Origin of the sequence: Saccharopolyspora galaxeae, from assembly GCF_016526145.1 — a bacterium.
GTDB lineage: Bacteria > Actinomycetota > Actinomycetes > Mycobacteriales > Pseudonocardiaceae > Saccharopolyspora_C > Saccharopolyspora_C galaxeae.
This window is the reverse complement of the sequence record NZ_JADDUE010000004.1, coordinates 1-22,445: the sequence shown is the minus strand read 5'-3', so window position 1 is coordinate 22,445 and position 22,445 is coordinate 1. Positions and strand designations below refer to the sequence as shown.

Sequence of the window (22,445 nt, the reverse complement as noted above, 5' to 3'; positions counted from 1 at the left end):
AAAATCACCGTGAACGCACCTCGAAGACGCGCTCCGCGCGCACGCCTGAAACCCGCGCAGCACAAGGAGAACGAGCACCGTGCAGCTACAAGTGGCGCTGGACCGCATCGACCTGGATCGCGCCGTCCGGCTCGCCGACCAGGTCCGCGCGCACGCCGATTGGATCGAGGTCGGCACCTCGCTGATCAAGCGCTACGGGATGCGCAGCGTGTCCGAAGTGGTCGGTGCGGCCGCGGGAACACCGGTGCTGGCGGACTTGAAAACCGCCGACGACGCGGCAACCGAGTTCGGGATGGCGTTCGACCACGGCGCTCGAGCGGCGACAGTGCTGGCCGCGACCACCGACGCCACCGTGCACCGCTGCGTCGAGCTGGCGCGGGACGCCGGGGCCGAGGCCGTGCTCGACCTGCTCGCGGTTTCCGGGCGGCGCCGGGACGAGCTGCTGCGCGACCTGCCCGCCGAAGTCGTGTTCGCCCCGCACATCGGCAAAGATGCCCAACAGGTCGGGCACGCGGCCGCCGACGCGCTGGGGGAGTGGACCCGCGGTCGCCGGATCGCCCTGGCGGGTGGCTTGACCAGGGACGACGTGACCCGGCTGCGCGGGAGCAACCCCGGCCTGCGCGTGATCGTCGGCTCGGCGATCACCGCGGCCGCCGATCCGGCCGGTGCGGCCGCCGATATGTCCACAGTGGTGAGAGGAGAGTCCGGGTGAACGACCTGCTGAACGTGATCAGCACCGAAATCGGCGGAGTGCTCGACCGAGTCGACCGCGACGACGTCGAACGCACCGCCGCCGCGCTCGACGCAGCGGGCCGCGTGTTCGTCGCAGGCGCGGGCCGATCCGGTTTCATGGCCGATGCCTTCGCAATGCGCCTGGTCCACTTGGGACTCCAGGTGCACGTCGTCGGCGAGACCACGGCACCTGCGATGGCCGAGGGCGACACGCTGATCGCCGTCTCCGGTTCCGGCAGCACCGCAGGAACCGTGCGCGCCGCGCAGGAATGCCGCCGCGCAAGCGGGAAAGTGCTCGCGGTGACCACCGATCCCGCCGCCGAACTCGGCACGACCGCCGACGACGTGCTGCACGTGCCCGCCGCCACGAAGCACCGCCGCGAAGGCGAAGCCGCATCCGTGCAACCGCTGTCCAGCCTGTTCGACCAGTGCGTGCACCTCGTCTTCGACGCGGTGTGCCTGCGATTGGCCCAGCTGCGAGAAATCGGCAACGACGCGGCAAAAGCCGCGCACGTCAAGACCGAGTGATCAGTCCAAACCGGACAGGACGTCGGGCAGCTCGCCGGTGTGCACGACCCCGAGCCGCTGCGTGGCGCGGGTGAGGCCCACGTAGAGATCGCTGGTGCCGCGGGCGGACTCCGCCAACACGCCTTCCGGGTCGACCAGCAGCACCGAGTCGAACTCCAGTCCCTTGGACTGCTGCACGGTAAGCACCACCACGCGCGACTCCACGCCTTCGGGCTGCGTGCCGACGACGGCGTCCGGCACCCGCTCGGCCACTCCCGCGCCCACCTGCTCCAGGTGCTGCGGCGGGACCAGCACCGCGAGCGTGCCGTCGATCCGGGACAGTTCCGAATCGACCAGCTCGGGAACTTCGGTCGCCAGCTCGGCTTGCGGCACCTGCTTCGCCCACGGCTCGTGCCCGCTGGTGCGCACCGAGGTCGGTGCCGCCAGCTCGACGTCCATTGTGGACAACAGTTCGGCGGCCACGCCCATGATCTCGGCCGGAGTCCGGTAGTTCACCGTCAACTCCGCGAGCCGCCAGCGCTCGCCCACGTACGGCGAGAGCACCTCGTGCCACGATGCCGCACCACCCAGCGCCCCGGTCTGCGCGATGTCGCCGACCAGCGTCATCGACCGGCTCGGGCAGCGGCGCATCAGCACCCGCCAGGTCATCGCCGAGAGCTCCTGCGCCTCGTCGACGATGACGTGCCCGAACGTCCACGTGCGGTCCTCGGCCGCGCGCTGGGCCGCGGTGAGGTCGCTGCGCGTCTGCTGGCGCTCGGCCAGCAGCTCCGCGTCCAGCACGTCGGAGACGCGCAGCCGCTCCTCGTCGGCGATCTCCTCGTCCTGCTCCATGATGTGCAGCACGCCCTGGGCGTAGGCCAGTTCCTCGCGCTGCTGGCGCTCCTGCTCCTCGCGCGCCTTGGTGTCGTCCTCGCCGAGCAGCTCCGCGAGCTCGTCCAGCAGCGACACGTCCGCCGCTGTCCACGGTGCGCCCGGCTCCCGCAGCAGCAGCTCGCGCTCCGGTTCGGGCAGGTGCTTGCGGGCCGCGGTATTCAGCCGCTTGCGGTCGCTGAACAGCTCGTCCAGCACCTCCTGCGGGCCGAGCTGCGGCCACAGGTCGTCGAGAACCTTGCCGACCTCGGTGTCCGCGCGCAGCTCCGCGCCGATGTCGTCGAGGTCCCGGCGCTCCAGCAGGTCGCGCCCCAGCCGATCGGCGACCTGCGTGGTAAGCGCCGAGATCAGCTCGGTGCGGAAGATCTTGCGCGCGTGGTTGTGCGGCTTGCGGGAGCGCCGGGCCTTGGTGCGGGCCTGGGCGACGCTGCGCCGGTCGATCCGCAACGGCTCCCGGTCGAAGATCACCTCGACGTAGTCCTTCGGCGCCTGCTGGCGGTCCCGCACGGCGGCGGTGAGCACCTGCACCATCGCCGCCCGGCCCTTGATCTCGGCGGCCTCGGCGCTGTCCGAGCCGGTCGCCGGAATGCCGGGGAACAGCTCGCCCGGCGTGGACAGCAGCACCCCGGTCTCGCCCAGCGACGGCAGCACCTGCCCGATGTAGCGCAGGAACGTGGAGTTCGGCCCCACCACCAGCACGCCGCGCTTGGTCAGCTGCTCGCGGTAGGTGTAGAGCAGGAACGCCGCGCGGTGCAGCGCCACCGCCGTCTTGCCGGTGCCGGGTCCGCCCTGCACCACCAGCGCCCCGTTCATCGGCGCGCGGATGATCCGGTCCTGCTCGGCCTGGATGGTGGCGACGATGTCGCCCATCTGCCCGGTGCGGCGCGCGTCCAGCGCGGCCAGCAGCGTGGCCTCACCGGCCAGCCCGAGGTCGCTGCCCTGCTCGGCGGCGTCCAGGTCGAGGATCTCGTCCTCCAGGTCGACCACGGTGCGCCACCGGCTGCGCAGGTGCCGCCGCCGCCACACGTCCTCCCGCGCGGCCGCGGTGGCCAGGTAGAACGGGCGGGCCGCCGGGGCGCGCCAGTCGATCAGCAGCGGTTCGTACTCGCGCTGCTCGTCGAACAGGCCGAGCCTGCCGATGTGGAAGGTCTCCCCGCTGTCGAGGTCCAGCCGCCCGAAGCACAGGCCGTGTTCCACGGCGCTGAGCTGGGTCAGCTTCTCGGTGTACATCGTGGTGGAGATGTCCCGCTCGGTGCGGGCCTGCGGCGTGCCGCCGGTCTGGCGCAGCGTCTCGGTCAGCCGTTTCGTGGCGTCCCGCCGGAGTTCGTCGAGCTTGTCGTAGAGCGTCGAGACGTACGCCTGCTCGGCGGCCAGATCGTCGGTGCGGGCTTCGGGTTCCCGATCGGCTCGGGCGTTGGACAACTTGGCTCCACCTTGTGCTCAGCCGTGATGTGCCGGACCCCCGGGCACCGGCGATTTCCGGTGCCGGAGATGTCGGATGCCGGGGCGCCCACCGCGGCGCCCCGCACGAGTCCGACCATCCATCATACCGGCCGCAGGTGGCCGCCCCGGTCCGCTCGAGTCCGCTGCATGAGCGGCGCCAGCCGCTTGCGGGATGCCGCAGGACTCAGCCGGACCACCGGCGGGTTCTCAGACGTCTGCTGGCGAGGAAAGCTCAGCCGCCGGAGCTACTCAAGGAAGAGATCCCGGAGCCGGAAGGCGTCTGAGGTTCCGCTACCCGACCCGCTCCGCAAACCGAATCCGAGACATTTTCAGAGCACCAGGTGCAGCAGCCAGATCACCGCGAACGAAACGACCGACAGGATCGTCTCCAGCGCCGACCAGGTCTTGAGCGTCTGTCCGACGCTCATCCCGAAGTACTCCTTGACCAGCCAGAACCCGGCGTCGTTGAGGTGCGAGAAGAACAGCGAGCCGGAGCCGACGGCCAGCGCCACCAGCGCCCCCTGCACCGGGTCCATCCCGGCGATCAGCGGAGCGACCATGCCCGCCGCGGAGATCGTGGCCACGGTGGCCGAACCGGTCGCGACCCGGATGCCGACCGCGATCAGCCAGGCCAGCAGCAGCGGCGAGAAGTGCGCGCCCGCGGCCACGTCCGTGATCATCTTGTTCACGCCGGACTCGACCAGGGTCTCCTTGAACCCGCCGCCTGCCCCGACGATGAGGATGATCCCGGCGATCGAAGGCAGCGCGCCGCCCGCGATGCCGGACAGCTCGGTGCGGCCGAGCCCGGCGCGCGGCCCGAGCGTGCACATCGCGATCAGCACGGTCAGCATCAGCGCCACGACCGGGGTGCCGACGGTGTCCAGCACCGAGTACAGCGCGGTGCCCTCGGTCAGCCACAGGTCGGCGACCGATTTGCACAGCATCAGCACGACCGGCAGCAGCAGCATCGCCACCGACAGCGCGAAACCGGGCCGCCTGCCGCTTTCCTCCCGCTCCGGAGTCTTGCCCAGCAGCGCGCTCGCCGGCGGCAGTTCCACCCGCTTTGCGATGAACGAGCCGAACAGCGGTCCGCCGACGATCGCGGTCGGGATGGCCACCAGGACGCCCAGCGCCAGCGTCACGCCCATGTCCACGCCCAGCGCGTCCACCGCGGCCAGCGGGCCGGGGTGCGGCGGGACCAGGCCGTGCAGGATGGACAGCCCGGCCAGCGCTGGGATGCCGATGCGCAGCATCGGCTGCTCGGAGCGGGCCGCGACCATCACCACGACCGGCACCAGCAGCACCACGCCGACCTCGAAGAACATCGGCAGGCCCAGCAGCGCGGCGATGAACACCATCGCCCACGGCAGGCTGCGCCGGGTGGTGCGGGCCAGCACCGTTTCCACGATCTGCTCGGCCCCGCCGGTGTCGGTGAGCAGCTTGCCGAGCATCGCGCCCAGTGCCACCAGCAGTCCGACGTCGCCGACGGTGTCGCCGAGCCCGCCGGTGAAGGTGTCCACGAGGTCGGTGAAGGGCATCCCGGCGACCACGCCGAGCGTCGCCGCGCCCAACGCCAGCGACAGGAACGGGTGCAGCTTCACCCAGCTGATCAGCACGACTACTACGCCGATGCCTGCCAGCGCGGCGGCCAGCAGGCGGGTGTCGTGCCCGGTCCAGGCGCCCGCGGGGGCCTGCGCGAGCACGGCCGCGCCTGCGGGGGAGAGGTTCAGTGACATGGGTAGTGGCTCCTCGCTGAGCTCGATGCGCGGCACAGCCTAAGAGCCGGAAGTCATTAAGTATGACTTTTTATCGACATGTACCGATTAAGTCGGCTCTGTTAGCCAGGTCACCGGGCCCCGATCGCTTAGGTTGGACGCCGACGACAACGGGAGGAGCCCCGTGAACGGCGGACTGCATGGCCAGGTGGTCGACGTGCTCGGCCGCGAGATCAGCGCGGGCGAGCACCCGCCGGGCACCGTGCTGCGCATCGACGAGCTGGAGGCCCGCTTCGGCATCTCGCGCAGCGTCGCCCGCGAAGTGGTGCGCACGCTCGCGTCGATCCGGCTGGTCATCGGCCGCAAGCGGGTCGGCATCGTGGTGCGCCCGCGCGAGGAGTGGAACACCTTCGACCCCGCGCTGATCCGCTGGCTGCTGCTCAGCGACCGCACCGGCCAGGTGCGCACCCTCGTCGAACTGCGCACCGCCGTGGAACCGGTGGCCGCGGGCATCGCCGCGCGGCGCGCGAGCGACGAGGACGCCGCGAAGCTGGTCGGGCTGGCCGAGCGGATGGTCGCCACCGCCCGCTCCGGGGATCTGGAGAGCTTCCTGGCCGCGGACGTCGAGTTCCACGCGCTGGTGCTGTCGGCCTCCGGCAACGAGATGTTCGCGCAGCTGCGCGACGTGTTCGCCGAGGTGCTGCGCTGGCGCACCGGGCACGGCCTGATGCCGCCGCACCCGGAGCCGGTCGCGGTCCGGCTGCACTGCGAGATCGCCGAGTGCGTGCGGGCGGGCGACCGCGACCGGGCCGAGGGGGCGATGCGCGAGCTCGTCGCCGAAGCGCTGGAAGGGACTCTCGAACAACTCGCGGCCGTGGAGGCCCGCGACGGATCAGCCGTGGAGGCCCGCGACGGATCAGCCGAGGAAGCCCGCGGCGGACCAGCCGAACAGGCCAGGGCCGATCAGTAGCCTTCGTACGACCCGCCGCCCTGCACACCGGTGACGCCGGGAACCTCGGAGACCGATCCGTACCGCTCGATCGAGTAGCGGCTGGCCGCCACGATGTTGTCCACCGGGTTCCAGATGTCCTGGTGCCCGGGCACCGCGAACGAGTGGAACGTGGGCTCGATGGTCTGCATCAGGCCCTTCGACGGGGTGCCCGCGGAGGCGTTCGAGTCCCAGTTGTTCGCCGCGGCCGGGTTGCCGCCGGACTCGTGCTGGATGATCGTGCGCAGCGCCTCGGGGTCGATCTTCTCCGGCGGCACGCCGTTCGCCTGCAGCACTGCGGTGGCCTGCGCGATCCACCCGTCGATCGGGTCGGCGGGCACGCCGCCCAGCCCGGAACCGGCGTTCGGGGGATGCACCGGTCCGGGCTGGACGTGCCCGGCCACCTCGGGCGCGGCGGCGTGGAATTCGGTGTCGGCCTCGGGGGACGGGGCTTGTGCGCCGAGTACGACACTGAGCACGCCGGTGGCGGCCGCGGCGGCACCGATCTGCGCGGTCCGCACCCTCGGGGGCAAGCGGTGCGGGCCGATGCCGGAGCCGGTGCCGGTGAACGCGGTCCACAGTTCGCGCAGGGCGGTGGCCGCCTTCTCCCGCAGCCGTCGCACGGTGGCCGGAGATTCGGGTAGCTCGGGGGTCTGGTCGGGACAGAAGATTTCGGGGGTGTGGTCGGGGGAACTCACGAGACCCCACAGTCCGTCACGCCCCGTGCGCGTACATCGCGGTTCCTACCTACGCAACTACCTACTTTGGTTGCGTACGTGGACCGTTGTCACCGAGAGTGCGCGCTGGTTCGTGTCTCAGCGCCGCGCCTGAGCGGCCCGTGAACCACTCGCCGGACCGCCTCAGCTCTCGCGGCGGTGCCCGGCGAGCCAGCTGGCGATCTGGGCGCGCGAGGAGAAGTCCAGCTTGGTCAGGATGTGCTGCACGTGGCCTTCGACGGTGCGCTGCGCGATCACCAGGCTCTCGGCGATCTCCTTGTTCGTGCGCCCCTGCGCGACGAGCTCGGCGATCTCGCGTTCCCGCCGGGTCAGGGCGGTGGCCGACGGCTCCGCCTGCGGCACCGCGCGACCGGGCTTTTTGATCTCCAGCGCGTAGTCGATCGCCGCGTCCGGCGCCATCCGGTAGCCGCGCTCGAACGACTCCCGGTAGGTGCGGTCGCCGAGCGCTTCGCGGGTGCGGCGTTCGTGATCGTTGTGCCCGGCCTGGAAGGTCGAGTAGAAGTCCGGTGCGGCGCGCACCGCGTCCCAGACCGCCGCGGCCGCGCCGAACAGCCGCGCGGCGCGCTCGTTGCGGCCCAGCCGGTGCGCGATCCAGGCGAGGATGTCGATCGCGAACGCCCCGGCCAGCCGGTTGTCCAGCTGCCGCTGCAGCCGCAGCGCCTCCTTCGCCGCCGTCTCCGCGCGGGCCGAGATCCCGCGCATCACCTCGATGTAGGAGGTCGCCCACAGCGCGTAGGAACGCCAGAACAGCTCACCGCGGCCGGTGGTCACCTCGATGCACTCCCGCAGCAGCGCCAACCCGTCCTCGTGCTCCCCGTTGAGGCCGCGGACCAGGCCCAGCCCGAACAGGCCGAACAGCTCGCCGTAGGGGGCCTCCAGCGCGCGGAACCGGCGCAGCGCATCGTCGAGCAGCCGCGCCGCCTCGGGAAGGTTCCCGCGGAAGAACGCCGACATCCCCGAGATCAGCACCAGGTAGGCGCGCTCGTGGTCGTCGTCGTGCCGTTCGGCCAGCTCGGAGGCTTCCGCCAGCAGCGGGTCCGCGGCCTCGGGGTCGCCCTGCATCAGCGCGAACCAGGCGTTCGCGCGCAGCCCGCCCGCCCGGTCCGGAGTCGACGCCGGAACTTCGGCCAGCGCGATCTCCAGCCAATGCCGCGCCTCGCCGTTGAGTCCCCGGATGCCCCAGAACGGCGCGAGCCGCGCGGCCAGCCGCAGCGCGGCCGGCGCGGTCTCCGGGTCGCGCACCGCGGTGTCCAGCGCCATCCGCAGGTTGTTCAGGTCCAGCCGCAGCTCCCGCACCCAGGAAACCTGGTGCGGACCGAGCCAGTCGGTGCTGAACCGGTCGGCCACGCTCGCGTACCACTCCTGGTGGCGCACCAGGACGCGCCGCTGCTCACCGGACTCGGCGAGCCGTTCGGCGCCGTAGTCCCGCAGCGCGTGCAGCAACCGGAACCGAACCTCCCCGGCCTCTTCCTCGCGCACCAGCACCGACTGGTCCACCAGCGAGTGCATCGCACCGAGCACGTTGACCCGGCTGAGCCCGTCCGCGGCCACGTGCTCGGCGGCTTCCAGCCCGAAGCTGCCGGAGAACACCGAGACCCGCGCCCACGCCGTCCGGTCCTGCTCGGAGCACAACTCCCAGCTCCAGTCGATCAGCGCGCGCAGGCTCTGCTGCCGCGCCGGGGCGCCGCGGCGGCCTTCGGTCAGCAGGCTGTAGCGCTCGACGAGCCGCTCTTCGAGCTGCTGCAGCGACAGCGAGCGCAGCCGCACCGCGGCCAGCTCGATCGCCAGCGGATTGCCGTCCAGTTCGGCCACCAGCCGCATGAGCGTTGCGCCGTCGCCCGCGCCCTGTTCGGAGTCCGCGTCGGCGTCGGTGCCCACCTCGAAGTCCGGGACCGTCGCCCGCACCCGGTCCAGGAACAGCCGCACCGAGGAGAACTGCTCGTAGGACTCCGGCGGCGGCGGATCGTCCGGGTCGGGCACCTGCAGCGGCGGCACCACCAGCGTGGCCTCCCCGGCGACGCCGAGGGACTGCCTGCTGGTCGCCAGCACCCGCACCCCGGGGCACCAGCGGATCACCCCGTCCACGAACAGCGCGGCGTCCTCGATCACGTGCTCGCAGTTGTCCAGCACCAGCAGCATCTCGCGGTGCCTGAGATGCCCGACCACGGTGTCCACGTCGCTGCCCGCCGACGGGCCGCCGAGGTTGAGCTGCTCGATCACGGCCTCGGTCAGCAGCGAGCCGTCGCGCAGCTCCTCCAGGCTCACGCACCACGCCTTGTCCCGGAACGCGCGCCGCATGCCCGCCGCAACCCGCAGCGCCAGCCGGGTCTTGCCGACCCCGCCCTGCCCGGTGAGGGTCACCAGCCGCGACTCGGCCAGCAGCCGTTTGGTGCGGGTGATCTCGTGGCGCCGGCCGACGAAACTCGTCACGTCGACCGGGAGGTTGCCCGCTGGCTCGCGAACGCGGGCCGCGCGCGCACTGGAGACCACGACCCGAGCGTAACCCGACGCCAGGCCGCCGGAGACGACGATCTTGCAGGTCACAGACTTGCGGTGGGTTATCGTCCGGAGCGGCGCGGGGCGGCGCGCAAGTGCATCCGCTCGCCTTGCGGGCCGAACAGGCTCAGCAGCTCGACCGGCCCGTCGCCGGTGGAACCCATCCAGTGCGGCAGGTGCGTGTCGAACTCGGCGACCTCGCCGGTGCGCAGCACGAAGTCCTGCTCGCCCAGCACCAGGCGGAGCCGGCCGCTGAGCACGTACAGCCACTCGTAGCCCTCGTGGCTGCGCGGCTCGACCGGGTGCGCCGGTTTCGCGGGCAGCACCATCTTGAACGCCTGCAGCCCGCCGGGTTGCCTGCTCAGCGGAACCACGGTCATGCCGCCGACCTTGCGCGGGCGGGCGTGCACCCGCGGATCGCCGACCTGCGGTGCGCCGACCAGCTCGTCCAGCGGCACCTGGTGCGCCCGCGCCAGCGGCAGCAACAGCTCCAGGCTGGGTTTGCGCTGCCCGGACTCCAGGCGCGAAAGCGTGCTCACCGAGATCCCGGTGGCCCGGGACAGCGCCGCCAGCGTCGCGCCGCGCTGCTTGCGCACCTGCTTCAACCGTGGCCCCACCTCGGCCAGCACTTCTTCCATGACCGCCAGTTTCCCGGATCGGCAAGCGAGGTTGCCAGAACCGCTACTCCGGGAGCACGGGATCCGCGAGGCGCGCGCGAGCCAGCGCCACGTAGTCGTCGTTGCCGGTCCGGAGCCCGTGCAAGCCGAGGGAAACGCGGTACCGGAACTCCGCGAGCAGCACGACGTGCTCGCGGAAACGCTCGTGCGGCGCACCACCCGCCCGGTCGTAGGCGGCGAGCAGCCGGTCGAGCCCGTCCGCGCCGAACGCCACGTACGGCGCTGCGAAATCTTGCGCGGGATCGTCCACGGCCGCGTCGGCCCAGTCGAGGATTCCGCGCAGCGCACCGGTTTCGTCGACCAGCGTGTGGTTCGGGGACAGATCGTTGTGCACCAGCCGCGGCCGCCCGGCCCAGCAGCGCTCGTCGTCCAGCCAGCGCCGCCACCGATCCCGCGCGTGCCCGGGAACGCCCAGTTCCGCCTGCGCGTCGGCGAGTTCGGCCGCGCGCTCGGCGCGGCACTCCCCGTCGTCGCGGACCGCCACGCCGGTCGCCGCGGCCGCATCGATCGGAACCCGGTGCAGCTCGGCGATCGTGGCACCGAGCGCGCCGAAGTAGTCGTCCGGCGCCGTTCCCGTCCAGCGGTACGGCAACGTCACCGGATCTTCGTCGGCCAGCGGAGCACCACCGAGGCGGCGATACGCCACGAGGTCCGGCGCGCACACCTCCCACCGGGGCAGCTCCACATCCAGCCGCGGCCGCAGCAGCTCCAGCACCCGCGCCTCGATCGGGATGCGGCTCGACACCTCCGGGCGCCGCGGCTCCCGCAGCACCCACCACCGGCCTTGCGAGTCCGCGCCGTGCCGGACCCGGAAGTCCCACCCGGTCTCGTCGACCTCCTCGATCCGCAGCTCGAGGCCGTGCCTGCGCGCCACTTCGACGGTCACAAGATCAGCGTAGGCGCCCCTGCAACGGGATTTCGGGGCAACGGGATTTCGCCGCCTACCGCGGATCGGAGCGTCCGGCCCCGCTCCTAAGCTGGCCGGGTGCGTTTCGAAGGTTTCGGGGACGGGGCGGTCGAGTTCTACGAAGGACTCGAAGCCGACAACTCAAAGGCGTACTGGAACGACCAGAAGGCGGTCTACCAGCAGCACGTGCGCGAGCCGATGGAGGCATTGCTGTCCGAACTGGCCGCTGAGTTCGCGCCCGGTGTGGACAGCGCCGCGGCGAACGGCCGCGCGAAGGTCTTCCGCCCGCATCGCGACGTGCGGTTCAGCCGCGACAAGTCGCCGTACAAGACGCACTGCGGCGGAGTGATCGAAGCCGGTCGCGGCGGCGGCGCGTGCTACGTGGAGGTCAGCGCGGACGGGATGCTCGTCGCGGGCGGCTGCTTCCACACCGAACCCGATCAGCTCGCCCGCTTCCGCACCGCCGTGGACGAGCAGGTGCACGGCGAGCGGCTGCGCGAGATCGTCGACGGACTCCGGCCGGGCTGGGAGATCCTCGGCGACACCCTCAAGAGCCGTCCGCGCGGGTTCGCCGCCGATCATCCGCGCCTGGAACTGCTGCGACACCGCACGCTCTACGCGGTTCGCCGGTGGGAACCGGACGACGTGCTGCACCAGCGCGACTGCCTCACCCGCGTGCGCAAGGGCTGGCGGAAACTGCGCGAGCTCAACCAGTGGTGCGCCGACCACGTCGGACCGTCCGAACGGCGGCGGTGAACGCGAACCCGGCCACGACGCCGAGCACGTCCACGAGCGCGTCCAGCACGTCCCCGCTGCGGCCCAGCGGCAGCAGGCCCTGCACCACTTCGGACAGTCCCGCGTAGCAGATCAGCCCGATCAGCAGCGGGATCTGCGGGATCCGGAAGCCGCTGATCGCCAGCGCCGCGAACAGCACCAGGTGCACGAGTTTGTCCGTGCCGGGCGGCGCGGACGGCACCCCCGACTCCGGGGTGAACAGCACGAGCAGGCTGATCGCGAAGACCGCGCCGAACGCGCAGTGCGCGAGCCGCGCGCTCACCGCCGGACCCGCTCGCAATGGCCTGCCCTGTAATGATTCAGCACGACAAGATCCCGATCGGCTCGTTCCTGGTGGTCGCGTGCTCCACGCGCGCTCGCACAGACTACGCTGACCCGATGTGAGTCGACGAGCCAAGATCGTTTGTACCATGGGCCCCGCCACCGCCTCGCCGGAGAAGGTGGCCGAGCTCGTCAGCAGCGGAATGGACGTCGCCCGGCTGAACTTCAGCCACGGCAGCCACGCCGATCACCAAGAGGTCTACGACCTCGTGCGCACCGCCGCGAAGGAGAGCGGCCGCGCCGTTGGGGTGCTCGGTGACCTGCAGGGGCCGAAGATCCGTCTCGGCACGTTCGCGGACGGTCCCGTCGAGTGGCGCACCGGTGAGGTAGTGCGCATCACCGTCGAGGACGTCGAAGGCACCCATGATCGGGTGTCCACCACCTACAAGGGCCTGGCCTCGGATGCCAAGGCGGGCGACCGGGTGCTGGTCGACGACGGCAAGGTGGGCCTGACCATCACCGCCGTCGAAGGTGACGACGTGGTCTGCGAGGTCGTCGAGGGCGGCCCCGTCTCGAACCACAAAGGACTTTCCATGCCGGGCATGGACGTCTCGGTGCCCGCGCTGTCCGACAAGGACGTCGCGGACCTCGAGTTCGCCCTGCGGCTCGGGGTGGACTTCATCGCGTTGTCGTTCGTGCGCAGCCCCGCCGACATCGACCTGGTGCACCAGGTGATGGACCGGGAAGGCAGGCGGGTGCCGGTGATCGCCAAGCTGGAGAAGCCGGAGGCGGTGGACAACCTGGAGGCCATCGTGCTGGCCTTCGACGGTGTCATGGTCGCCCGCGGTGACCTCGGCGTGGAGCTCCCGCTCGAACACGTGCCGCTGGTGCAGAAGAAGGCCATCCGGATCGCGCGGGAGAACGCCAAGCCGGTCATCGTCGCCACCCAGATGCTGGACTCGATGATCCACAACCCGCGGCCGACCCGGGCGGAGACCTCGGACGTGGCCAACGCGGTGCTGGACGGCACGGACGCGGTGATGCTCTCCGGCGAGACCAGCGTCGGCGACTACGCCATCGACACCGTGCAGACCATGTCCCGCATCGTCGAGGCGGTCGAGGCCGGCTCGGCCACGCCACCGCCGCTGAGCCACGTGCCGCGCACCAAGCGCGGCGTGCTCTCCTACGGCGCCAGGGACATCGGCGAGCGCCTGAACGCCAAGGCGCTGGTCGCGTTCACCCAGTCCGGAGACACCGTGCGGCGGCTGGCGCGGCTGCACACCCGGCTGCCGCTGCTGGCTTTCACGCCGGAGGAGTCGGTGCGCAGTCAGCTCGCTCTCACTTGGGGGACGGAGACGTTCCTGGTGCATAAAGTGGACACGACCGACCAGATGGTCCGCCAGGTGGACCAGGCCATGCTCTCGCTCGGCCGGTCGCAGCGCGGCGACATGGTGGTCATCGTCGCCGGTTCTCCGCCGGGCACCGTGGGTTCGACGAACCTGATCCGGGTGCACCGGCTCGGCGAGGAAGACCACGTCTGAGCCGGGTTCCGCGGGCCGGTCCGCGCGGACTTCCGCGCCGGCGGGAACCAGTGGCGCTTCCCGCCCGCCGACCCGCACGACACGCCCGAGGAGCACAAGTGACCGAAGCGGCACGGGCCGCGGCCGCCGACCCCGCCGGCCTGCACATCGACAGCTCGGTTCCGCTGGACGTCAACGGGGTGCCGCACGGCCAGCCGGTGCTGGACCGGCTGATCGGCCTGCTCGACCTGGAGCGGATCGAGCAGGACATCTTCCGCGGCGTGAGCCCCGCCGAGGCCCCGGTGCGGGTCTTCGGCGGCCAGGTCGCGGGGCAGTCCCTGGTCGCGGCCGGGCGCACGGTGCCCGAGCAGCGGCAGGTGCATTCGCTGCACGCCTACTTCATCCGGCCCGGTGATCCCAGCGTCCCGATCGTCTACGAGGTGGATCGCACCCGCGACGGGCGTTCGTTCACCACCCGCCGGGTGGTGGCGGTGCAGCGCGGCAAGGCGATCTTCTCGCTGTCGGCGTCGTTCCAGATCGAAGAGGACGGCATCGACCACGCGGAGCCGATGCCCGACGTGCCCGCCCCGGAATCGCTGCCGACGTACGGCGAACAGCTCACCGGGGGCGTGCTGGACCGGCTCGGCGGCACCTACCCGCCGCGGCCGATCGACGTCCGCTACGTCACCGGCCCGCCGTGGCAGCGCAGGGACAACGGTTCCCGCGAGGCCCGCAGCCAGGTGTGGATGCGCGCCGACGGAGTGCTCGGCGACGACAAGCTGCTGCACGTGTGCATGGCGGCGTTCGCATCGGACCTGACGTTGCTGGATTCGGTGCTGGTGCGGCACGGCGTGTACTGGGGGCTGGACAAGGTCTCCGGCGCGAGCCTGGACCACGCGATGTGGTTCCACCGCCCGTTCCGCGCCGACGAGTGGCTGCTCTACGACTGCTCGTCCCCGAGCGCATCCGGCGCGCGCGGCCTCACCACCGGCCGCTTCTTCGCCCGCGACGGCCGCCTGGTCGCCACCGTCGTCCAGGAAGGACTCCTGCGGGTCGACTGACCGCAGCCACCGCACGACCCGTTGAAATGGGGCTCTCCGCTGGAGAGCCCCTTCGTTGTGCTGCCGCGGTCAGGTGAGGTCGTACCAACTTCATGGCTATCGATCACATTGGCGCCGCGCATTCCGTCGGCTGTTGTGCTCCGACTGCCGGGAAGCGGACCTAAGCAGCCACAGCACAGCAAGGGCTCGGCGAGCCCGAGTTGGATCGCGGGCGAGCATCGCGACGAGTGCCGCGATAGTTGCAACAAGAGTCTCGGCGCCGCGCCGGGCAAGCACGGCCACGACGAGAAGCGACACCGGAAGGGCGGGCAAGAACTCGATCGGCGCAGACATCAGCGCTGCTCTCCTCGCATGACGAAGAAACAGCGCCTGCGCCGACTCGGCGCGTTGGGAGCGTCCTGTCAAACCAGGTCGCTTCGACCAACCACCGAGAACAGAACAGACAGCTCGATCGCCCAACTATCTCGTGGAACCAGCTCGCGGTCAACGTCTACGCAGGGTGTGCGCCAGCGTCCGGAAAACGATGGCGGTATGAAGAATCTCGCCCCACCGCGCTGGCGTTGTTCGCCGCGTTGCAGGCGGTGTTCTCGGACGTCCGCCCCTACTGCGATCAGGTTTTTCAGGACAGTCAGGCCTCCTGCGAACGACAGCAACCCATGCGCGGCCGGGCCGGGGCCACCGCGAACCGCGGCCGCGACAGCCAGTTTTCGATCCAGTCAGTCACGCGCGGCTTCGATAGCTGCTACAGTGATCAAGGATTGCCCCGGATGGCCCCTGAAATGCGGTTCATGTCGCCGGGGCTTTGATCTGTTCAAGGTCAGGAGCCTGCTGCTTGATCCGGGCGTACGTCCGCGATCGGCTGCTCGAACCCCCGTGGGCGTTCTCGGCGCGATCTAGTGGCGAGAGCGACGATTCCAGCCGGATCGCGTCGTGCTATCGGTCAGCGTGAAGTCGTTGATCTCGTCGGCCTGGCGGCCTCTGATCCGGAGCTTTCAGCGGCCCTCAGACGCCAAGTCGCGTAGGTTCGCGCTACTTCGGCGAGGCCAGGCGGCACTGCTCCGGTAGCTGCTCGGTAGGTCCACAACCCGGAAACATGCGCGGCGAAAGCGTTGAGCGCCTCGTCATCCGCTCCGGAGAAGCATTCCAGCGAACGGGCCCATGATTCAGCATCGGCAGCGGAGTGACCTTCGTCCATAAGACGGATCACCAGGTATGCGGAATCGGTCCACGCCGCTCCGGAGGCGGGCCACGACCAGTCGATGATTCGGGTGGATCCGTTCGGGGCGATCCTGAAATGCTCGGGGTGCAGGTCGGTGTGCAGGAGCCGGTCACCATCCACCTTGCCGGGGGCGAGGCGGTTCCAAGCGTCGAGTAGCTCGACGTCCCATCCCGCGGTCTGGTCCGGGTATTCGTCGGCGAGCTTTCCCCACCAGTTCGTAACGGACCATCGGCGACGCAAGGGCTTCGCGTCCAGGGCGGGACGTGTGCTCAACTCTTCCAGCGCGGTGGCAACGAGAGGTAGATCCGGCGAGCCGGGGGAGAGATCGGCTGGTCGTCCGGGAACGAACTCGAACCCGACCACCAGCCAATCGTCATCCGCTTCAACGTCAGCGTGGAACAACACTTTCGGCGCGAGTCCAGCCGTCAGTCGTTCGGACGTGATTTCGTTGCGGAGCCAGCGCATCCGATGACTGATTCCCCGCACGCCCTTCACGAAGACAGCGGAGCGGCCCGTCCGGTTCAAGACCGTGGCGAGGTCGTTGTTCCGGCCCGTTGTGATGTCCTCGGCCTGATTTACGGGTCCTGTTCTGCACTCGATGGCGTTCCGTACCGGCTCCGGGATGCTGGTCCACGGGGTCATGGCTGTTACCTCGGCGCTGTCTGGTTCTCGGTGTTCTCGTTGCCGTCCTTGCCGCTGGCGGCACAGCAGCCGTTCTCGGTGTCGCCCGGTTTGCACTTGCCCGCGACGATCTCCCACAGCTCGGGGTCGGCCACATAACCGGCGGCTTCGATCGCATCGAGTGTTGCGGTGCGGGACACTGTGGCCGATTCACCCGGCTCGCCTACCGCGTTCGGATAGTCGTTCGGGACGTGGTGGACGAATCGGCCGGCGTACCGATGACAGAAGGCTGCGTACTCCTTCGTGTAAAGGATGAAGGTGTGCCATCCGACATCTACTTTCGACGAAGGCGATAGGCGCCTGCTCGGGTAGCGGGCCGTCGTGATTAGGAAGGCCAATGCTTGTTCCAAGATGCGCTCGGCGTATTCGAAATCGCAAGCGTTTTCCCGGGCGATTCGGTTGGAGAGTGTGTTGAACAGATCGTCACTGATCAACGTTCGGGCTGACGCTCGTTCCAGCGTGGCGCTCATCCCTCGGTCCTCCTTGTGTGGGCCGGGCTCCTGCGGAAGGGGGCGAGATTCACGCTAGAGGTTCGATGGCCGAAGGTATAGCCGGCATTCAGGTTCTCCTGGTGTCAGGATGCGCATCCCGGGGATCTCGTACTACTTCTCAAGGGCCGGACATTACTTCGGGGAAATTTCTTTTTCTCTGCATGGGCAATTTTTCAGTGTTTCGTTCCAGTGGACATCCGAGACCCTCCAGGTGTCGGCGTCGTCGATGACGAGCGTTGTCGTGAGCCGGACCGCAACACGCCGAGCGTTGACCGCGATGTCCGGTTCCGCTTGACTGCGCGGTGCCCGGGTGCGGCGTTGCGCCCGAAGACCTCGAGGGGGCGCGATGTGGCGTCGTTGGGCACCTGTGCTCGTGCTGGTCCTGCTCGGAGTGCTCACCGGCCCCGCCGCGTCCGTCCCGGTGTCCGCGGCGCCGGACGGGCTGGCCGCCGACCTGGACCGGATCCTCGCCGACCCGCGGTTGGACGGGTCGCACGCCGGGGTCGTGGTGCGGGACCCGGAAAGCGATCAGGTGCTCTACAGCAGGCAGGCCCGCGCGCGGGCGACCCCGGCGTCGAACGCGAAGCTGTTCACCGCGGCCGCCGCGTTGGAGCAGCTCGGGCCGCAGCACCGGTTCCGCACCGACGTGCGCACGGCCGCGCCGCGGAACGGGCCGGTGCTGGCGGGTGATCTGTACCTGCGCGGGACGGGTGATCCGACGATGCTCGCCGCCGATTACGACGAACTGGCCCGGCAGGTCGCGGACTCCGGTGTGCGCGTCGTGCAAGGCAGGCTGCTGGGCGACGACTCGTGGTTCGACGACGTGCCGCTGGGCACCGGTTGGGCCTGGGACGACGAACCCGCCTACTACGCGGCGCCTGTCTCGGCGCTGACGGTCGCGCCGGACGAGGACTTCGACGCCGGGTCGGCGATCGTGCGGGTCACCCCGGGCGCCGAGGGCTCGCCGGCAGCGGTGCGGCTCGACCCGCCGAACGGTGCGGTGCGCGTTGAGAACCAGGCCGTTACCGGCGCACCTGACTCCGCTTCGACGCTGTCGGTCGAACGCGCGCACGGCAGCGATCAGGTCGTGGTGCGCGGTTCGGTGCCCGCCGGGTCGGCACCGGCCGAGGAGTTCACCAGCGTGCCCGACCCGACCGCCTACGCCCTCGACGTGTTCGCCCGCGCACTGCGCGCGCACGGAGTGCAGGTAGCAGGAATCGGGGAAGGCGCGGTGCCGGAGGGTGCCCGGACGATCGCGGCGCGGGATTCGATGCCGCTGCGCGAACTGCTCGTGCCGTTCCTCAAGCTCAGCAACAACGGCCACGCCGAAGTGCTGACCAAGACCATGGGCGAGCAGGCGCGCGGCGAAGGCAGCTGGCCCGCCGGGCTGGCGGTGCTGGGCGAGCGGCTCACCGGGCTCGGCCTGGAGCCGGGACGGCTGCGGCAGGTCGATGGCTCGGGCCTGTCGTCGATGGACTCGGTCTCCCCGGAGCAGGTGGCGTTGCTGCTGGACAACGTCCGTGCGCGCCCTTGGTTCGCGGACTTGCGCGCGGCGCTGCCGGTGGCGGCCGACCCGGACCGGATGGTCGGCGGCACGCTGCGCAACCGGATGGGCGGGACACCCGCGGCGGGCAACGCGCACGCCAAAACCGGTTCGCTGACCGGCGTGAGCGCGCTGTCCGGTTACGTCACCGCCGCGAACGGCCGCCCGCTGGTCTTCTCGGTGTTGCTCAACGACTTCCTGTCCGACGCACCGACCGATGTGGAGGACGCGATCGCGGTGCGGCTCGCGCAGTACACCGGGCCGGGCGAGCCCGCGCGCGGGGTGCCCGCGGTGCCGCGCACGGTGCCGCCGGCGGCCGGTGCGGACCTCGAGTGCGCGTGGACCAAGTCCTGCTGAATTGCCGCACCCGGTGGTTCCGATAGCGCCGCGGCTTCGCGTATTTCCCGCATGTCCTCCGGAAATGCCGGAATACCCGGGGGAAACCCCGAGTGACGTCCGCGGCCGTCTCAGGGGGCGACCGGGTAGATCGCGGTGTTGCCGTAGGGTCGTGCGGGTTAGCTTCGTTTCGGTAGGCCGAGTTATTCCGATGACCCGGGAGTTCCATGTCGTTCGTCAGTGATTTCCTGGCCATGGTCGCTGCCCTGCCGCACCCGCTGTTGGTGCTGGTCACGGGCGCGCTGGTGCTGGGGGAGTGCACGCTCGGCGTCGGTTTCCTGGTGCCGGGCGAGACTGGTCTGCTGGTCGCATCGGCAGCGGTGACCGATCTGGGCTTTTTCTTCGGGCTGTCGTTGACCGTGGCGTTGTGCGCGGCGGCGGGCGACAACATCAGCTATTTCCTGGGGAAGCGCTACGGCGCCCGGATGCGGGAAGGAAAAACCGTCGCCAAGCTCGGTGTGCACCATTGGGACCGGGCGTGCCGCATGTTGCGCAAGTTCGGCATCGGGGCGGTGCTGGTGGCGCGCTTCCTGCCGGTGGTGCGGACCTTCGTGCCTGCCGCGGCGGGCACCAGCGGGCTCGGTTACGTGCGGTTCATGATCACCTCGCTGGTCGGGGCGACCGGTTGGTCGATGATGCACGTGGGCATCGGCTGGGCCGCGGGCGCTTCGGCGAAGTACATCGAGCACCTGCTCGGCCGCGCCGGCGGCGTCGTGCTGGGGGTGCTGGTCGTGGCCGGCATCGGGACCTTCCTGTGGCGGCGCTCCCGCAAGCGGCGCGAAAGCGACGCGGAGCCGGCCGCGGCGACCGGGCCGGAGCCGGAACTCGATCAGCAGCGGGCCGCCTGAGCAGCCGAAGACTCGTCCGGCGCCGCGGACCCGCGACTCCGGGGCTCTGCGCGTCAATCCCGGGTCGCCTGAATCCCGGGTCGCCTGAATCTCGGGCGGCCGCAATCCCGGAGCGCCTCAATCCCGCGCCGTGGTGACCATCCCGCCGCTGAGCTGGTGCACCGCCCGGCTCACTTCCCGCGGGCCGAGCCCGGTGCCGGTGAGCGTCAGCGCGAGCCGGTCCACCCCCGCGCATTCGCCGAGCGGCCCGCCCCACCCGTCCACGTCGATCACCACGTACGGCGAGTTGCGGTGGTGGCGCAGCCGGACCTGCCGCACCGACGACCACGGCGCCGAGTACGTCCCCGCCGCCGATGCGTAGGTGACGCCGACGCTGCTCAACGCCAGCTGCAGGTACAGCATCCGCTGGTTCAGCCGGCGCCAGCGCCACTGCGCCCAGCCCACGTAGCAGCTGCCGAGCGCGGCGATCACCGGGACCAGCACCAGCCAGCGGGCCGAACCCGCCGCCCACGAAGACCACAGCACCGCGGCCGCCGTGCACAGCACGGCGTTCGCGGCCTGCGTGAACACCACCAACATGCCGTCCCGCTGGATGCTGCGCTCTTGCCGAGCGCTGCGGCTGATCACCAGCGCGCGAGGGACCGGGGGCATGAGCGGGATCTTCTCCCGGACGGCCGCCGGGTTGAACCGGCAGCCGGCGCAACCCCGCTCCGGCGTTGGACGGAGCCGGTCACTCCCCGGCGCGCACCTGCTCCGCGCCCGCCGCGGGCGTCGAACGCCGCCGCACCACGGCGTAACCGATGCCAACCGCCAGCACCAGCACCGGCGTGATGTAGAGCGCGATGCGAGTCTCGGCGTCGAACGCCAGCAGCACCACGACCATCGCCAGGAAAGCCAGCACCACGTAGTTCGAGTACGGCGCGAGCGGCATCCGGAAGTTGCTCGTCTGCAGCTCACCGCGGGCGACCTTGCGGCGGAACCCGAGGTGCGAGACCACGATCATGCCCCAGGTGAACAACGCCCCGACGGTGCTGGCGCTGGTGATGTAGGTGAACGCCTGCTCCGGCACCAGGTAGTTCAGCGCCACGCCGATCAGCATCGCCCCGAAGGTCACCGCGATCGCCCGAGCGGGCACCGCGCGCCCGGACAGCACGCCGACCCCGCGCGGCGCGTGCCCGTCGTGCGAGAGCGTGCGCAGCATCCGGCCGGTCGAGTAGATGCCGCTGTTGCAGGACGACAGCGCCGCGGTGGTGACCACGAAGTTGATCACCCCGGCGGCCGCCGGAATGCCGATCATCGCGAACGCCTGCACGAACGGGCTGCCGTCCGGGCTGAACTCGGTGTACGGCGCCAACGCGGTCAGCGCGGCCAGCGCGCCCACGTAGAAGATCAGGATCCGCAGCATCACGGCGTTGATCGCCCGCGGCAGCACCTGCTTCGGGTTCGCGCTCTCGCTGGCGGTCTGCCCGACCATCTCCACGCCGATGAACGCGAACATCACGATCTGGAACGACAGCAGCGCCGAGGTGGCCCCGTTCGGGAACAGCCCGCCGTGCGACCAGATGTTGCTGACCGAGGCGGTGTCACCGACGTCGCTGAAGCCGAACACCAGGATCAGCGCCACCAGCACGATCATCCCGACGATGGCCAGCACCTTGATCAGCGCGAACCAGAACTCGAACTCGCCGAACAGCTTCACCGCGATCAGGTTCACCCCGCTGAGCACCACCAGCGCTCCCAGCGCCGGGATCCACTGCGGAACCTCGGGGAACCAGAACTGGAAGTACTCGCCGACCGCGGTGATCTCGGCCATGCCGGTCACGATCCACACCAGCCAGTAGCCCCAGCCGGTCGCGAACTTCGCCCACGGGCCGACGAACTCCCCGGCGTACTCCGCGAACGAGCCGCTGACCGGGCGGTACATCAGCAGTTCGCCCAGCGCCCGCATCACGAAGAAGATCATCGTCCCGGCGATCGCGTAGATCACCATGAGCCCGGGGCCGACCTGGTCCAGCGCCTTGCCGGAACCCAGGAACAGGCCCACCCCGATCGCGCCGCCGATCGCGATCATGTTGATGTGCCGGTTGCTGAGTTCCTTGCGGTATTCCCCGGGTGCGGGTTCGCTCATCGCCGTGCTCCTGAAAAGGGAGAGGTCTCGTGTGGAGCGGTACCTTAGCCATCCGGCGAGTTGGTGAAAACCGCAGCCCCCGGTGCTGCTGCGAATGGACGCACGCAGCCGCGCGATCGAGGGAGCGGTGCCCGAATCGTGCCCGGTGCGGACGGAGTGACCTGGGGTGACGATGTGCAGAAAGGTTACCGCGCTGAAACCTGGCCGTGCTGAAACCGGACCGTGCTGAAATGCGAAGCGCCGCATTCCGGGGGAATCCCCGGAATGCGGCGCCCGCGGAAACCCTTACAGGTTCGGGTAGAGGGGTTGTGCGTTGGCGAGTGCTTCGACGCGGCCGCGGAGTGCGGTGGTGGTCTCGGTGGTGAGGTCGGGTTGGAGGGCTTCGGCGATGATGTCGGCGACTTCGGTG

Annotated in this window: 20 protein-coding genes; 9 read left to right on the top strand and 11 right to left on the bottom strand. The window is 70.3% G+C overall.

Annotated features, from left to right (window positions below):
• Positions 1 to 79 precede the first annotated feature (79 nt).
• Both INP57_RS10515 and hxlB read left to right on the top strand, forming a co-directional pair.
• Positions 80 to 712 carry an orotidine 5'-phosphate decarboxylase / HUMPS family protein gene (locus INP57_RS10515; protein WP_200069966.1) on the top strand — a complete coding sequence of 211 codons (633 nt, stop codon included), beginning with the start codon at positions 80 to 82 and terminating at the stop codon, positions 710 to 712.
• Positions 709 to 1,260 carry a 6-phospho-3-hexuloisomerase gene (gene hxlB, locus INP57_RS10510; RefSeq protein WP_200069965.1) on the top strand — a complete coding sequence of 184 codons (552 nt, stop codon included), beginning with the start codon at positions 709 to 711 and terminating at the stop codon, positions 1,258 to 1,260. The genes INP57_RS10515 and hxlB overlap by 4 nt, the downstream gene beginning before the upstream one ends.
• Here hxlB and INP57_RS10505 read toward each other — a convergent pair whose 3' ends face one another.
• Together INP57_RS10505 and INP57_RS10500 are read right to left on the bottom strand one after the other, a co-directional pair.
• A complete protein-coding gene (locus INP57_RS10505; RefSeq protein WP_200069964.1) occupies positions 1,261 to 3,552 on the bottom strand; it encodes a HelD family protein in 2,292 nt (763 codons plus the stop codon).
• Positions 3,553 to 3,902: 350 nt separating this feature from the next.
• Positions 3,903 to 5,309: a GntT/GntP/DsdX family permease gene (locus INP57_RS10500; RefSeq protein ID WP_200069963.1), complete on the bottom strand. Its 1,407-nt coding sequence runs from the start codon at positions 5,307 to 5,309 to the stop codon at positions 3,903 to 3,905.
• A 163-nt stretch (positions 5,310 to 5,472) separates the two neighbouring features.
• Between INP57_RS10500 and INP57_RS10495 the strand changes: the two genes are divergently transcribed.
• Positions 5,473 to 6,258 carry a FadR/GntR family transcriptional regulator gene (locus tag INP57_RS10495; protein WP_307850005.1) on the top strand — a complete coding sequence of 262 codons (786 nt, stop codon included), beginning with the start codon at positions 5,473 to 5,475 and terminating at the stop codon, positions 6,256 to 6,258.
• Here INP57_RS10495 and INP57_RS10490 read toward each other — a convergent pair.
• From INP57_RS10490 to INP57_RS10475, 4 genes are all read right to left on the bottom strand, one after another.
• Positions 6,252 to 6,974: a transglycosylase SLT domain-containing protein gene (locus INP57_RS10490; protein WP_307850004.1), complete on the bottom strand. Its 723-nt coding sequence runs from the start codon at positions 6,972 to 6,974 to the stop codon at positions 6,252 to 6,254. The two genes, INP57_RS10495 and INP57_RS10490, sit on opposite strands and share 7 nt — an antisense overlap.
• A 162-nt stretch (positions 6,975 to 7,136) precedes the next feature.
• Complete coding sequence (locus tag INP57_RS30300) at positions 7,137 to 9,503, bottom strand: ATP-binding protein (protein WP_200069962.1); 2,367 nt, start codon at positions 9,501 to 9,503, stop codon at positions 7,137 to 7,139.
• Positions 9,504 to 9,571: 68 nt separating this feature from the next.
• A complete protein-coding gene (locus tag INP57_RS10480; RefSeq protein WP_200069961.1) occupies positions 9,572 to 10,147 on the bottom strand; it encodes a helix-turn-helix domain-containing protein in 576 nt (191 codons plus the stop codon).
• Positions 10,148 to 10,190: 43 nt separating this feature from the next.
• A complete protein-coding gene (locus tag INP57_RS10475; protein ID WP_200069960.1) occupies positions 10,191 to 11,072 on the bottom strand; it encodes a macrolide 2'-phosphotransferase in 882 nt (293 codons plus the stop codon).
• 99 nt (positions 11,073 to 11,171) lie between these two features.
• Here INP57_RS10475 and INP57_RS10470 point away from each other — a divergent pair, with 99 nt between their 5' ends.
• Positions 11,172 to 11,849, top strand: coding sequence for a DUF2461 domain-containing protein (locus tag INP57_RS10470; protein ID WP_200069959.1), 678 nt, complete (start codon positions 11,172 to 11,174; stop codon positions 11,847 to 11,849).
• On the opposite strand, the gene INP57_RS10465 is transcribed toward INP57_RS10470, so the two are convergent.
• Positions 11,800 to 12,150, bottom strand: a complete 351-nt coding sequence (locus INP57_RS10465; protein WP_200069958.1) for a VanZ family protein — start codon at positions 12,148 to 12,150, stop codon at positions 11,800 to 11,802. The genes INP57_RS10470 and INP57_RS10465 overlap by 50 nt on opposite strands.
• Positions 12,151 to 12,268: 118 nt before the next feature.
• On the opposite strand from INP57_RS10465, the gene pyk reads away from it, so the two are divergent.
• The 3 genes from pyk to INP57_RS10450 all read left to right on the top strand — a co-directional run bounded on the left by pyk (position 12,269) and on the right by INP57_RS10450 (position 15,536).
• Entirely contained in the window at positions 12,269 to 13,690 is a 1,422-nt protein-coding gene (gene pyk, locus INP57_RS10460) for a pyruvate kinase (RefSeq protein WP_200069957.1), read from the top strand.
• 98 nt (positions 13,691 to 13,788) lie between these two features.
• A complete protein-coding gene (tesB, locus tag INP57_RS10455; RefSeq protein WP_200069956.1) occupies positions 13,789 to 14,730 on the top strand; it encodes an acyl-CoA thioesterase II in 942 nt (313 codons plus the stop codon).
• Between the two features lie 560 nt (positions 14,731 to 15,290).
• On the top strand, positions 15,291 to 15,536 hold the full coding sequence (locus INP57_RS10450) for a hypothetical protein (protein WP_200069955.1): 246 nt from the start codon (positions 15,291 to 15,293) through the stop codon (positions 15,534 to 15,536).
• 134 nt (positions 15,537 to 15,670) lie between these two features.
• On the opposite strand, the gene INP57_RS10445 is transcribed toward INP57_RS10450, so the two are convergent.
• Positions 15,671 to 16,591, bottom strand: coding sequence for an aminoglycoside phosphotransferase family protein (locus INP57_RS10445; protein WP_200069954.1), 921 nt, complete (start codon positions 16,589 to 16,591; stop codon positions 15,671 to 15,673).
• A 5-nt stretch (positions 16,592 to 16,596) separates the two neighbouring features.
• Positions 16,597 to 17,100, bottom strand: a complete 504-nt coding sequence (locus INP57_RS10440; protein ID WP_200069953.1) for a glycine-rich domain-containing protein — start codon at positions 17,098 to 17,100, stop codon at positions 16,597 to 16,599.
• Between the two features lie 367 nt (positions 17,101 to 17,467).
• Between INP57_RS10440 and dacB the strand changes: the two genes are divergently transcribed.
• Entirely contained in the window at positions 17,468 to 19,021 is a 1,554-nt protein-coding gene (dacB, locus tag INP57_RS10435) for a D-alanyl-D-alanine carboxypeptidase/D-alanyl-D-alanine endopeptidase (protein WP_200069952.1), read from the top strand.
• A 206-nt stretch (positions 19,022 to 19,227) separates the two neighbouring features.
• Positions 19,228 to 19,908: a DedA family protein gene (locus tag INP57_RS10430; RefSeq protein WP_200069951.1), complete on the top strand. Its 681-nt coding sequence runs from the start codon at positions 19,228 to 19,230 to the stop codon at positions 19,906 to 19,908.
• Between the two features lie 117 nt (positions 19,909 to 20,025).
• Here INP57_RS10430 and INP57_RS10425 read toward each other — a convergent pair whose 3' ends face one another.
• Together INP57_RS10425 and INP57_RS10420 are read right to left on the bottom strand one after the other, a co-directional pair.
• Positions 20,026 to 20,559 carry a hypothetical protein gene (locus INP57_RS10425; protein ID WP_200069950.1) on the bottom strand — a complete coding sequence of 178 codons (534 nt, stop codon included), beginning with the start codon at positions 20,557 to 20,559 and terminating at the stop codon, positions 20,026 to 20,028.
• A 79-nt stretch (positions 20,560 to 20,638) separates the two neighbouring features.
• Positions 20,639 to 22,036, bottom strand: coding sequence for an amino acid permease (locus INP57_RS10420; protein ID WP_200069949.1), 1,398 nt, complete (start codon positions 22,034 to 22,036; stop codon positions 20,639 to 20,641).
• Positions 22,037 to 22,445 lie beyond the last annotated feature (409 nt).

Excerpts from the sequence above, each read along its gene's own strand:
- INP57_RS10440 (WP_200069953.1), bottom strand. The coding sequence starts at position 17,100 with ATGAGCGCCACGCTGGAACGAGCGTCAGCCCGAACGTTGATCAGTGAC.
- INP57_RS10425 (WP_200069950.1), bottom strand. The coding sequence starts at position 20,559 with ATGCCCCCGGTCCCTCGCGCGCTGGTGATCAGCCGCAGCGCTCGGCAA.
- dacB (WP_200069952.1), top strand. The coding sequence starts at position 17,468 with ATGTGGCGTCGTTGGGCACCTGTGCTCGTGCTGGTCCTGCTCGGAGTG.
- INP57_RS10420 (WP_200069949.1), bottom strand. The coding sequence starts at position 22,036 with ATGAGCGAACCCGCACCCGGGGAATACCGCAAGGAACTCAGCAACCGG.
- INP57_RS10445 (WP_200069954.1), bottom strand. The coding sequence starts at position 16,591 with ATGACCCCGTGGACCAGCATCCCGGAGCCGGTACGGAACGCCATCGAG.
- INP57_RS10500 (WP_200069963.1), bottom strand. The coding sequence starts at position 5,309 with ATGTCACTGAACCTCTCCCCCGCAGGCGCGGCCGTGCTCGCGCAGGCC.
- INP57_RS10480 (WP_200069961.1), bottom strand. The coding sequence starts at position 10,147 with ATGGAAGAAGTGCTGGCCGAGGTGGGGCCACGGTTGAAGCAGGTGCGC.
- INP57_RS10430 (WP_200069951.1), top strand. The coding sequence starts at position 19,228 with ATGTCGTTCGTCAGTGATTTCCTGGCCATGGTCGCTGCCCTGCCGCAC.